12 protein-coding genes and 1 tRNA gene are annotated in these 11,628 nt (G+C 27.3%); 7 read left to right on the top strand and 6 right to left on the bottom strand.

The features are described from left to right. Window positions 1-266: 266 nt before the first annotated feature. The 5 genes from rlmH to HF850_RS14685 form a co-directional block, all read right to left on the bottom strand. On the bottom strand, window positions 267-746 hold the full coding sequence (gene rlmH, locus HF850_RS14705) for a 23S rRNA (pseudouridine(1915)-N(3))-methyltransferase RlmH (protein WP_169106178.1): 480 nt from the start codon (window positions 744-746) through the stop codon (window positions 267-269). Window positions 747-980: 234 nt separating this feature from the next. Next, window positions 981-2,069 (bottom strand): alpha/beta hydrolase, encoded by a 1,089-nt coding sequence (locus HF850_RS14700; protein ID WP_243159508.1) that lies wholly within the window; start codon window positions 2,067-2,069, stop codon window positions 981-983. Window positions 2,070-2,190: 121 nt separating this feature from the next. Next, the gene (locus HF850_RS14695) at window positions 2,191-2,688 is read right to left on the bottom strand and encodes an SEC-C metal-binding domain-containing protein (protein ID WP_169106176.1); all 498 of its coding nucleotides are present in this window, start codon (window positions 2,686-2,688) and stop codon (window positions 2,191-2,193) included. A 58-nt stretch (window positions 2,689-2,746) separates the two neighbouring features. Then, on the bottom strand, window positions 2,747-3,538 hold the full coding sequence (locus HF850_RS14690; RefSeq protein WP_169106175.1) for an MBL fold metallo-hydrolase: 792 nt from the start codon (window positions 3,536-3,538) through the stop codon (window positions 2,747-2,749). A gap of 25 nt (window positions 3,539-3,563) precedes the next feature. After that, window positions 3,564-4,832 carry a UDP-N-acetylglucosamine 1-carboxyvinyltransferase gene (locus HF850_RS14685; protein ID WP_169106174.1) on the bottom strand — a complete coding sequence of 423 codons (1,269 nt, stop codon included), beginning with the start codon at window positions 4,830-4,832 and terminating at the stop codon, window positions 3,564-3,566. A gap of 356 nt (window positions 4,833-5,188) precedes the next feature. Between HF850_RS14685 and HF850_RS14680 the strand changes: the two genes are divergently transcribed. From HF850_RS14680 to HF850_RS14650, 7 genes are all read left to right on the top strand, one after another. Then, window positions 5,189-5,728, top strand: coding sequence for a hypothetical protein (locus tag HF850_RS14680; protein WP_169106173.1), 540 nt, complete (start codon window positions 5,189-5,191; stop codon window positions 5,726-5,728). 241 nt (window positions 5,729-5,969) lie between these two features. After that, window positions 5,970-6,446 carry a dUTP diphosphatase gene (locus tag HF850_RS14675; RefSeq protein ID WP_169106172.1) on the top strand — a complete coding sequence of 159 codons (477 nt, stop codon included), beginning with the start codon at window positions 5,970-5,972 and terminating at the stop codon, window positions 6,444-6,446. Window positions 6,447-6,548: 102 nt separating this feature from the next. Beyond that, entirely contained in the window at window positions 6,549-6,980 is a 432-nt protein-coding gene (locus HF850_RS14670; protein ID WP_169106171.1) for a DMT family transporter, read from the top strand. Between the two features lie 17 nt (window positions 6,981-6,997). Next, window positions 6,998-7,813 (top strand): MBL fold metallo-hydrolase, encoded by an 816-nt coding sequence (locus HF850_RS14665; RefSeq protein WP_169106170.1) that lies wholly within the window; start codon window positions 6,998-7,000, stop codon window positions 7,811-7,813. 104 nt (window positions 7,814-7,917) lie between these two features. Continuing rightward, entirely contained in the window at window positions 7,918-9,117 is a 1,200-nt protein-coding gene (locus HF850_RS14660) for a S8 family serine peptidase (RefSeq protein ID WP_169106169.1), read from the top strand. Between the two features lie 264 nt (window positions 9,118-9,381). Continuing rightward, window positions 9,382-10,398 carry a DnaD domain protein gene (locus HF850_RS14655; RefSeq protein ID WP_206151693.1) on the top strand — a complete coding sequence of 339 codons (1,017 nt, stop codon included), beginning with the start codon at window positions 9,382-9,384 and terminating at the stop codon, window positions 10,396-10,398. Then, window positions 10,391-11,380, top strand: coding sequence for an ATP-binding protein (locus HF850_RS14650; RefSeq protein ID WP_169106168.1), 990 nt, complete (start codon window positions 10,391-10,393; stop codon window positions 11,378-11,380). Before HF850_RS14655 ends, HF850_RS14650 begins: the two co-directional genes overlap by 8 nt. A 92-nt stretch (window positions 11,381-11,472) precedes the next feature. Here HF850_RS14650 and HF850_RS14645 read toward each other — a convergent pair. Beyond that, window positions 11,473-11,549: transfer RNA gene (locus tag HF850_RS14645), tRNA-Asp, on the bottom strand. Between the last annotated feature and the right edge of the window lie 79 nt (window positions 11,550-11,628).

Raw genomic sequence — 11,628 nt, 5'->3', positions numbered from 1 at the left:
TGTTTCGCGATTAAATCATAACACAGATAATCTACTATGGATTTTTTATTAGTTCAATTTCATTTTACAACTAGTCAAAATTTTTTCAATGCTATAGATTCTGAAAAACAAATTCTAATTTTCTCAAGTAGTGAAAAATGAAGAATCTATAAATAAAATTAAAATACCCAACAAAAATTCAAACTTTAGATTTTTGTAAGTTTCATTGCAAAAATTAAAGCACACCTATCGTCCATTTATATATCCAATTCTATCCAAAACCTCATTTATTTATGATACGGTTCTCCATTGCTAATTCTAAAAGCTCTATAAATTTGTTCAAGAAGCATTACTCTAAATAATTGATGTGGGAATGTCATTTTGCTAAAACAAAGACTATAATTAGCTCTTTTAAGAACAGATTCACTTAAACCTAAACTTCCTCCTATTACAAAACAGATATTACTATCACCTCTAACTCCACAGTTATCAATAAACTTAGATAACTCTTCTGAAGAAATCATCTTCCCTTTAAGATCTAAAGTAACAACATACATATTATCCTTAATAGAATTTAATATCTTACTTCCTTCTTTATCTTTAATTATTAATTCATCTTTCTCGGATGCATTATCAGGTGTCTGTTCATCTGCCAATTCTATTATGTTAAGTTTGCAGTATCTTGATAATCTCTTAGAATATTCATCTATTGCCTGCTTTAAATATTTTTCTTTTAACTTTCCAACTGAAATAATTGTTATATTCATAATCTCTCCCTATGTAATGTTAATTCTAATTTCTACAAGATATTTTAACATATTATTTATATTAAAAATATTTTCAATTCAAATAAATGAATTTGAATTTAATTATCAGCTTTAAAATTTAGTCTTATAGAAAACTTACTATATTTTTTACTTTTATGCTAAAAGTATTCTTAATTAATATTAATAATAATCTCAAAAAAATACTGAAGCTAATAATCTTAGCTTCAGTAATTTTTATTCTTCTAGATTTTCATTATAAAACTCTATAACTGCTTTTATATAAGGTTTTAGTATAGAATCTTTTTCTCTGTAAATTTCATGTTTAGCTCCACTGAAAAATACTACTTTACAGTTTTGTGCATATTGAGCAAACATATTTATTCCATTTTCTTTTACATAATCATCTTTTCCAGCTTTAAATATAAGAACTGGTATTTTAACCTTTGATGCTTCTTCTTTACTAGTTATTTTTTTTGTTATATTAAGAGCATTATTCAACCAATTATATGATCCATCTCCTCTTTGAAGCTCTGTATTATCATTTAGTATATTATGATAATAATTATATCTTTCTTCACTTGTTGTAGCTGCATTTTCAAAATCATAATCTGAACTATATGCTGATTTTCCCATTATATAAGCATCTCCAGATTCAAAGGCAATCTTTAAATAGGAAATTAATTTTGCCATCCATTCAGGAACCATCCCAGTATTAACTTGTAACATCGGAGCACTTAACACAGCTGCACTAAAATAATCAGGATACTCTTCTAAAAAGTCAGCACCTATAGCTCCTCCCATAGAATGTGCAAATAAAAATAACTTTTGGTCTCCTGTATTTGGCTTTACTTCTTTATCTAAAAAGTTTTTAAAGTCTTGTACATAATCGTCAAAATTATCAATGTCTATTTGAGTTGAATCAACCTTACCTAAATGCCCTGATCTTCCATGGCCTCTATGTTCTAAACCATATACTGAGTATCCTGATTTAAGAAAATAATAAATTATTTCATGATATTTTTCTAATGATTCAGAATATCCATGGCTTATAACTATTGATGCTTTTGAGTCTGGTAGTACATACTTTTCATAGTATATTTTAAAATCTTCTTCTCCTATATCCATATAGCCTGTCTCTTTTACTGATTGTATATATGGTTCAACATCATCTTGCATTTTAGTTTTATAATTATCTTGAGATATAAACATTGAATTTATTGATTGGTCTAGAGTCTCTGCTGATACTGTAGTAAAGTTCGCAATTATATTAGTAATAAAAAAACTTACTAACATAAGAGGTAAAATTTTTTTAATTTTTTTCATATAATCCTCCATATATTTTGAATCTATTTAAAACTATTATCTTATAACTTTCTACATATATAGCCCCACAAATATTACAGAAAAAAAACTCTACCTTTGAAGTAGAGTTTTTTAGCAAGTATTATTTTCCACAACACTTTTTATATTTTTTACCGCTTCCGCATGGACATAAATCGTTTCTACCTACTTTTTCCATGTTTCTAACTATTTTAGATTCTTTATATGCTTTTTGAATTTCATGTCTCTTTTCTTCTGAGAATATTGCATCCCATTGTGGTAATGTATATAAATACTCAGCTTTAGCATCTAACATATTGTAATATAATGCTTCTAAGTTTAAGTCTAATACTAATTCAGTATCTGCTTCAACTTTTTCTAAATCATATTGATTCTTTAAACTGTCGTTAATTCCATCTAAGAATCCCATTACAAATTCTATTGTAGAATCATATTCTTTAGCTAAATCATTTAAAGTTGTCTTCTTAGCTTCTTTATGATTAGCTAATAAATCTTTATATATTGACTTTTCTAATTTGCTATATTCAGCCCAAAAAGCATTTTCTCCCTTAGTTTTTACGTATTCAACAACCATATCTGTCCAGTTTGTATATAAACTCATCTCTAAGTCCTCCCTTAATTATCCTTATATATAATAACATTATCTATTATAACTTATATTAAATTTTTATGTAACTACTTGGATTGTGTCTGTTTGCCATAGTTAATGTTATGTCTTCCTTTAGCTTTATTCCATTCTCATTCAATACATTAATTACCGTATGGTATGCTAAATCTGGTTGATTATTTGTATTACTTAAATGCCCTAATATAACTTGTTTATTTAGTCCACACTTAACTAACTCAACTATTGCATTGCCACAATCTTCATTTGATAAATGACCAATCTCACTTAATATTCTTCTTTTTAAAGGATATGGATACGGTCCAAATTTAAGCATATTAACATCATGGTTACTCTCAAGAAGAATAACCTCTGATTCTTTAATATTATCATAAATTTCCTTAGTAAACGTACCGAAATCAGTAGCTACACTTACGCTTTTAATTCCATCTGTAACTGTATATCCCATAGGAGAAACAGCATCATGAGGAATATTAAAAGCTTTAATATTCATATCTTCAATTTGAGTAATTGATCGCTTATCTATGATTTTTATATTATGTTCTTTTATTTTTCCAATTGATGATTCCATAGCTGACCAGGTATCTGCATTTGCATATATAGGAATATCATACTTTCTTGATAATACTCCTACCCCTTTTACATGGTCACTATGTTCATGAGTAATAAATATTCCATTAATATCATTTGGATTCTCATTTATTTCCTTTAATGCAGCATCAATTTTTTTCCCTGGGAGTCCTGCATCAATTAATATCTTAGCTCTCTCTGAGGCAATAAACATACTATTACCACTACTTCCGCTATATAAAGAACAAAATATCATCCAATCCCTCCCACAAAATAATCAATTATTCTTCGTCACATTCTATCCTTTTTATATCTGCACCTAAAGCTCTAAACTTATCTTCTATATGAGGGTATCCTCTATCAATATGTTCTATATTAGTTATTTCGGTTGTACCTTCAGCAACTAAACCAGCTATAACCATAGCAGCTCCTGCTCTTAAATCAGTAGCTTTAACTACAGCTCCAGTAAGTTGTTCAACTCCATCTATAATGGCAACTCTACCTTCTACTTTTATGTTAGCACCCATTTTCTTTAATTCATCTATATGTTTATGTCTATTTTCCCATATAGATTCAGTTATTAAACTTCTTCCTGGAACAATGCTTAATAAAGTAGACATTGGTTGTTGAATATCTGTTGGGAACCCTGGATATGGAGTTGTTTTTATATTAACTCCCTTTAATGGTTTATCAACACATACTCTTATACAGTCATCACCTTCTTCAATAGTGACACCCATTTCAATTAATTTAGCTGTAATTGATTCCAAATGTTTAGGAATTACATTTCTTACGTACACATCACCTTTTGTTGCTGCAGCAGCTATCATAAATGTACCTGCTTCAATCTGATCTGGTACTACGCTATATGCACATCCTTTTAGTTCCTTAACACCTTTTATTCTAATTACATCTGTTCCAGCACCTTTAATATCAGCACCCATTGAATTTAAGAAATTTGCAACATCTACAACGTGAGGTTCTTTAGCTACGTTTTCTAATACAGTCATTCCTTCTGCTAAAGTTGCAGCTATCATAACATTTATAGTAGCTCCTACTGAAACCACATCAAAGAATATATTAGCTCCTACTAATTTATCAGCTTTAACATTAACTGCTCCATGTTCTATAACAACTTCAGCACCTAATGCTTCAAATCCTTTTATATGTTGGTCTATTGGTCTTACCCCTATTGCACATCCACCTGGAAGTACTACTCTAGCTTTTTTAAATCTTGCTAATAAAGCTCCTATAAAATAATATGATGCTCTCATTCTTCTTACATCTTCCGTACATGCATCAAAATTATTTACATTTTTGCTATCTATTTCTAAGGTATTATTATCTATCTTATTTATTTCGCAACCTAAGCTCTTAAGTATTCTTTCTAAGCAGTGGACATCTTCAATATCTGGTATGTTATCAATTCTGCATTTGCCGTCACTTGCCATTATTGTTGCTGGTAAAATTGCAACTGCTGCATTTTTAGCTCCGTTGATATCAACAGTGCCTTTAAGCAAATTTCCTCCGTTTATAACTAATCTTTCCATTGAATTCACCCTATCTATAAAAATATATATTATATGTCATATAGATTTACATTATTAACCTATTTTATGTTTTAAATCTACTTTAAATATTATAACATAAACTAAATTTATTTAAATATATTTTTTCAGTCTATCTCTACTTTTTTAAGGGATTTACGCTATTTCTAATAAATTTAACATAATTAATTCTATTAATAGTTACTCTATGCAGAATCTATTACCATAATTTTATATGACATTTTTATAAATATTTACATTTTATTATATACTGGCGCTTTTTAATTATTCTTCTATTCTTTTATTTTTCTTATTATGTTATAATTTATTAAAATCAATTTGAGATTGTGAGGGGTATCATGAAGTATTATATAGTAGCATTATTTGATGAAGAAACATATCAAATAATTTCTCCAATACAACGAAATATGTCGAAAAAATTCAGAGCAAATAGAAATTCTCCTGCGCCATTTATACCATTGGCCTTTGTAGATAATCCAAATCTAGAAAAGCTTTATCCATTAATAGAAAAAATAGTCTCTCCTTATAAGAGTTTCAGAATTGATGCTAACGATTTAGTATATTTATCAGAACCAACAAAAAGCGTTAATTTAAAAATGGATAATAAGGGATACATAAAAAGATTATCTCGTTCTCTTTGCGATGCTTTATCTCTGCATGGTTTCTCAGTAAAATCTCTTGGAGATAACTTCATTTCTCTAGCTAACTTAGGATATGTTCCTAAAGATTATAAAAAACAGGATGTAAAATTAAACTTCCCTGATATTTACAATTCAGATAATTATGTTAAGCTTAGAATTAAAAGTATTGAAATATGGAAGTTGCCTACATTAAAAAAGAATACTCCTGTTAAAACATACGTGCTAAAGGATTTTTAATATTATAATAGAAAGATTTCTAATAACTTTATATAATATATTTGATGAAATAAACCACATATGATATATCTAGTAGAAATATAATCATATATGGTTTATTTTGTTTTTAACTTTATTGTCTGAATAATTCTTATTTTTTTATATTAAAAAAATTTTTTTGTATTCGTTTTCTCTTCTTTTATTTATTTTAAAGTTTTTGTAAAATATTAATAGTTGTTAATTGTATATAGGAGGATTTTTTATGGATATTCAACCAATGTTAGAGATGCAAAAGAGGTTAAATGAAACTCTCAATATAAATACAGAGCTTGATTCATATAAGTTAACAGCTCGAAAAAATTTAGAGTTCGAAATAGCTCTTGGTGCTTTAGCTAATGAAACCAATTGCTTTAATTATTTATTAGATAATATTAAAGATATAGATATTGATAAAATTTTTACTAAATATATCAAATGTATTTCTCAAGTATTAACATTGGGGATTGATAAGAAATATTCAGATATAAATGAAATTTCAATGAAGCCTAATGATTATTGTTTAAGTGACCAATTCTTAAATTTATATATTGATATAAATGATTTAATAGCTTCACCTTCTGTTGACCATTATCAAACTCTATTTGAAGATTTATTAAGTCTTGGCTTAACTCTTGGTTTTTCAGAAGAAAAAATCCAAAACGAATTTTTAAAAGTATCAGATACATTACTATTAGTTTAATTATAAAAAATAGAACCATTAGATTTAAACATATTAAATCTAATGGTTCTATTTTTTAATATTTAACTTTTTACATGGGAATAATATTTCTGAGGTGATGATATGTTTGGAATAATTTTTGCCATTATTTCAGGAATTTCAATGAGCATACAAGGCGTGTTTAACACTAAATTAAGCGAAAAAATAGGCCTTTGGGAAACAACTGTATTAGTTCAAGGTATTGCTTTAATATGCAGTATAATTATTTCATTATTTATTCGTAATGGAAACTATGCAGATTTGAAAAATACAAATAAATATTATCTATTAGGTGGTGTTCTAGGAGTAGTAATAACATACACAGTAGTGAAAAGTGTTTCTTTAATGGGCGCTACTTTGGGAATTGGAATAATTCTTGTTGCACAATTGCTTGCTGCTGCTATTATAGATGCCTTTGGCCTATTTGGAACAGATAAAATTAAGTTTACATTAAATAATTTCATAGGTATTGCTATCATGATTGTAGGTATTATAATATTTAAATGGAAGACTTAAGAAGGAGAGTATAGATTTTGAAAGTATTTTCTAATATTAATTTTTTATTCCATTTAACATGTAATAATATAAAACAATACTTTAAAAAAAGTAATGATATTAAAAATGATATAATTAAACCTAATTCTATAAATTGGTATGGGCATGCTACTACTGTAATAAACATGTCCGATAAGATTATAATTACAGACCCTGTATTTTCTACAATGCTTGGGTACTTCAAAAGAGTTGCAAAAAAACCTTCATATGCAAAGGATTTAAAAGTAGATTATGTACTTTTATCTCATGGTCATATGGACCACTTACATTTTCCATCTATACGTAAGTTGAATAAAGATGCAGTAATAATAGTTCCAAAAGGATATAAAAGCTTAATAAGAGCATTAGGCTTTAAAAATGTCCATGTGCTTCATCCTGGTGAAACATATAAAGATGAATATATAAAAATAACTGCATATGAAGCTAATCATGACGGAAGAAGACTTTATGTAGGAATAGATAATGAAAGTCTGTCATATCTAATCGAACGTAATAATAAAAAAGTATTTTTTGGTGGCGATACTGCTTTTACACATAATTATAAAAATATACAATGTGATGTTGCATTAATGCCAGTAGGTTGCTATAAACCTGATAGATTTTCATATATGCACTGTACTCCTGAGGAAAGTTATGAAATGTTTAAAATGATGGATGCAAAAACAATGATTCCTATACACTATAAGACATTTATTATTTCTCTTGAAAATTTTGCAGAAACAGAAAATACATTATTAAATTTAAAAGATGATAGTATAAAAATAATTGATATAGGAGAAACATATTCTTTTTAACTTGAATACGTTTCTACATATTATATTTTTTCTTATAATCTTATTAACAATCTACTAGATTGTTTTATATTATATATACTAGAGTAAGAATATAGGAGAAAATGATGTTTTCATATAAGAAAAAAATAGACAGCAATTTAAAGTACTACTTACTAAAAAATGCTTATAGATCTTACAGGGTACTTATTAAATATAAAAATTTTCAATCATCAATTACAAAGAAAATCAATTCATATAGAGGATTAGTTTATTATACAATAGATTCTATAAATATTATAAGTGCAGAACTTAATGCTAGAGGTATAGACAGAATTTCAGAATATCCTGAAGTTGAAAAAATATATTTGGATGAATATTTATTTTTATGTGGAATGAGTGTAACTACTGCCAACAAGGTACATTTTTCAGAAAAATTCAAATTAAATGGTTCAGGTATCGGTATAGGACTCGTTGATAGTGGTGTTTTTCCTCATCAGGATTTAATATCCCCTAGTAATAAAATAGAGTTATTCGTAGATTTAGTAAATAATCTAAAGTATCCATATGATGATAATGGTCATGGCACTTCAATTGCTGGAATACTATGTAGCAGTGGTATATCCTCCAATAACATGTATACAGGTATATGCAGCAAGTCTAAACTATTTTGTTATAAGGCTTTTGATAGACTAGGTAAAGGTTTTGCTTCTAATATATTTTATGCAATAGACTGTCTAATTAATATGTCCCAAGAACATAATATAAAATTGCTATGTCTTCCATTCGAATTATTAACCCACAATACTTTTATAATATCTTGTTTTGAAAACATATTTAATTATGCAGCTTCTAAAGGTGTAGTACCTATAGTTCCAAGTGGAAGCAATTCTAACGATAAATATTCAATAATTGGATTATCAACTCTTTCAAATTGTATTAGTGTAGGAGGATTAAACACTTCTGTAAATCCAATTGTTCCTTATAACTTTTCTTCTTCAGGACCATATGGAAAATTAATAAAACCTGATTTATGTGCTGCCTGTGTAAATATTATTTCTTTAAATTCAGATTCCAACTATATTTCTGAAAAAGATGGAATAAAGCTGTATCCCAAAAAATTAGATGTTTCGCATAAGGCTTTCAGTGGTACATCACTTGCAGCAGCTTATATTTGTGGTATATGTGCACTGCTTTTTGAAAAGAGGCCAGATATGACATTTAAAGATATCAACGCATTATTAAAGGTTGGTTGCAATTCACTCGAAAATATTCCTAAGTATATTCAGGGTAATGGAACTGTCGATGTAAAAAAATTAGTCGATTAATTCTTTTATATTATTTTTATAAAAATATTTTACCTTAATTAATCATAAAATTGAGTTACCGCAGTAAATAATAGAATTTAATATTTTTAATTTAATTGAAATTATTATCTTCTAATTATTATTCTATCTATATTGCGGAAGCTCTTTTTTAATCTAAGTATATTTTCACATCTAATATAAATTTGAACTAATATGATATAATTATTTACATAAATTATTACCAAGTGCATATTATATTAATCTTGAAAGGTGGTAGTAAAACAAATGAGTACATTTATGCTAAAAAGCAAATCAGTTGGATTCACTCCTGTAAGCAATGTATTTATTGAAAAATACATGCCTCAGGCACGTGGTGAATTCATAAAGATTTATCTGCTAATGCTTAAGCATAATATTTCTGGAGAATTAGGTGTAAGTTCAGCAATACTTGCTTCAACCTTAAATCTTCTAGAATCAGATATTATGAATGCCCTAAAATACTGGCATGATCTAGGAGTAATTAAATTAAATAAAATTGATAATATGGGAAATTTCAATGTTGAATTTATAGATTTAGATAATAATGAATATGATACTTCTGATAAACAAGTTGATTTATTAGAAGCATTGGACAGCAATAATACTAAAGATATGCTAAAGGATATTGAAGTTCTTTTAGGACGACCACTATCGCCTAATGAAATGTCTTTATATCTAAATTGGCAAAAAGAATTTAGTTTTTCATCAGAATTAATCTTAATTTTAATTGAGTACTGTATTTCAAAAGGTAAAAGCGATTCTAGATATATTGAGAAGGTTGCCCTTGCTTGGCATGATCAAAAAATAACTACAGTTGAGCAGGCTCAAAACTTAATAAAGAAAACAGAAGATAAGTGGATTAATATTAGAAAAATTTTAACATACTTAGGTATAAATAATACTGATATTATGAAGCCTCAACAAGATATAATTGAAAAATGGCTTTTAATATATAAATTTCCAACTGAAATTATTTTTAAAGCATGTGATATCTGCTTTGAACGATTAAATAGAGCTGATTTTAAATATATTGATGGAATACTCACAAATTGGAATAAAAATAATATTAGAACTTTAGAAGATATTGCTCTTAAAGATAATAAACAATTGAAGAATAATAGCTATCAAAAAAATAATTCTTATAATAACAATAATAATAACCAAAAAACACTCAACTTTAATGACTTTGAGCAGAGAAATTATGATGCTAATTATTTACAAAATTTAGAAAGACAATTATTAGGATGGGATAACGATGATTAAAGGATATCAAACTGAAATATTAAGTATATATGATAAAATCAGGGATGAAGAATCAAGAGCCTTAAGAAAAAGAAAAGAAGAAATATCTGAAAAATACCCTGAAATCATTGAAATTGACCAACAAATTCAAAAACTATCTTTACAAATGGCATTAGCTGTTATTAAAGCTAGTAATAAAGATGAAACTTTAAATAGCTACAAAGAACGTATTACAGATTTAAGAATAAAAAAATGTGAAATGTTAGTTGAAAAGGGCTATACTCCTGACTACTTAAATATTCATTACCATTGTAATAAATGTAATGATACAGGTTTTATAGGAACTCAAAAATGTGAATGCTATAATAAAATGCTTATAAAACTTTATTATAAAGATTCAGAACTTGAAAATGTTATAAAAACAAATAACTTTAATAATTTTAATATAAACTTATATCCACCACATAAAATAAATGATGAAAAATATTCATCAAGAAGAAATATAGAAAACATATTAGAGTATATTCACGGAGAATATCTTCCAAACTTCTCTTCTATATCAACTAATCTTTTATTTCACGGCAATCCTGGAAGTGGAAAAACATATTTATCTTATTGTATTGCAAAAGAAATACTAGATAAAGGGTATTTGGTTGTATATAAAACATCAGATGAGTTAATTCATAATTTAAGAGAAATAAGATTTAACAATGACACAAATCTTGAATCCTTATTATTTGATTGCGATTTACTTATTATAGATGATTTGGGTGCTGAGCATTTAAACGAATTTTCTATAACAGAATTATTTAATATACTTAACAAGAGAATTTTAAATAAGAAAAAGATGATTATATCTACTAATTTAACAATACCAGATATAATAAAAAAATATAGTGAAAGAATTTCTTCTAGATTGCTTGGCGACTTTAAACTATATAAATTTTACTCAGAAGACATTAGAATTAAATTAAATCTTCAGAAAATGAGAAATCAGATGTAAAAAGGATTATTTAAATCCTTTTTACATCTGATTTATTACACTTAAATTAAAGTTAGAAACAAAAAAAACAAGCTTTATAAGCTTGTTTTTTTTGGCGACTCAGAAGGGGCTCGAACCCTCGACCTCCGGCGTGACAGGCCGGCACTCTAACCAGCTGAGCTACTGAGCCATATCTTATGGTGGGCACAACAGGGCTCGAACCTGTGACCCCCTGCTTGTAAGGCAGGTGCTCTCCCAGCTGAGCTATG

Origin of the sequence: Clostridium sp. SM-530-WT-3G, from assembly GCF_012843905.1 — a bacterium.
Lineage (GTDB): Bacteria > Bacillota > Clostridia > Clostridiales > Clostridiaceae > Clostridium.
The sequence above is the reverse complement of the archived record's forward strand: the minus strand, read 5'-3'. Positions and strand labels throughout refer to the sequence as shown.

What these genes read in the sequence shown, in the direction of transcription:
- rlmH (WP_169106178.1), bottom strand. Translation starts at nt 746, where the DNA reads ATGAATATAACAATTATTTCAGTTGGAAAGTTAAAAGAAAAATATTTA.
- HF850_RS14700 (WP_243159508.1), bottom strand. Translation starts at nt 2,069, where the DNA reads ATGAAAAAAATTAAAAAAATTTTACCTCTTATGTTAGTAAGTTTTTTT.
- HF850_RS14695 (WP_169106176.1), bottom strand. Translation starts at nt 2,688, where the DNA reads ATGAGTTTATATACAAACTGGACAGATATGGTTGTTGAATACGTAAAA.
- HF850_RS14690 (WP_169106175.1), bottom strand. Translation starts at nt 3,538, where the DNA reads ATGATATTTTGTTCTTTATATAGCGGAAGTAGTGGTAATAGTATGTTT.
- HF850_RS14685 (WP_169106174.1), bottom strand. Translation starts at nt 4,832, where the DNA reads ATGGAAAGATTAGTTATAAACGGAGGAAATTTGCTTAAAGGCACTGTT.
- HF850_RS14680 (WP_169106173.1), top strand. Translation starts at nt 5,189, where the DNA reads ATGAAGTATTATATAGTAGCATTATTTGATGAAGAAACATATCAAATA.
- HF850_RS14675 (WP_169106172.1), top strand. Translation starts at nt 5,970, where the DNA reads ATGGATATTCAACCAATGTTAGAGATGCAAAAGAGGTTAAATGAAACT.
- HF850_RS14670 (WP_169106171.1), top strand. Translation starts at nt 6,549, where the DNA reads ATGTTTGGAATAATTTTTGCCATTATTTCAGGAATTTCAATGAGCATA.
- HF850_RS14660 (WP_169106169.1), top strand. Translation starts at nt 7,918, where the DNA reads ATGTTTTCATATAAGAAAAAAATAGACAGCAATTTAAAGTACTACTTA.
- HF850_RS14655 (WP_206151693.1), top strand. Translation starts at nt 9,382, where the DNA reads ATGAGTACATTTATGCTAAAAAGCAAATCAGTTGGATTCACTCCTGTA.
- HF850_RS14650 (WP_169106168.1), top strand. Translation starts at nt 10,391, where the DNA reads ATGATTAAAGGATATCAAACTGAAATATTAAGTATATATGATAAAATC.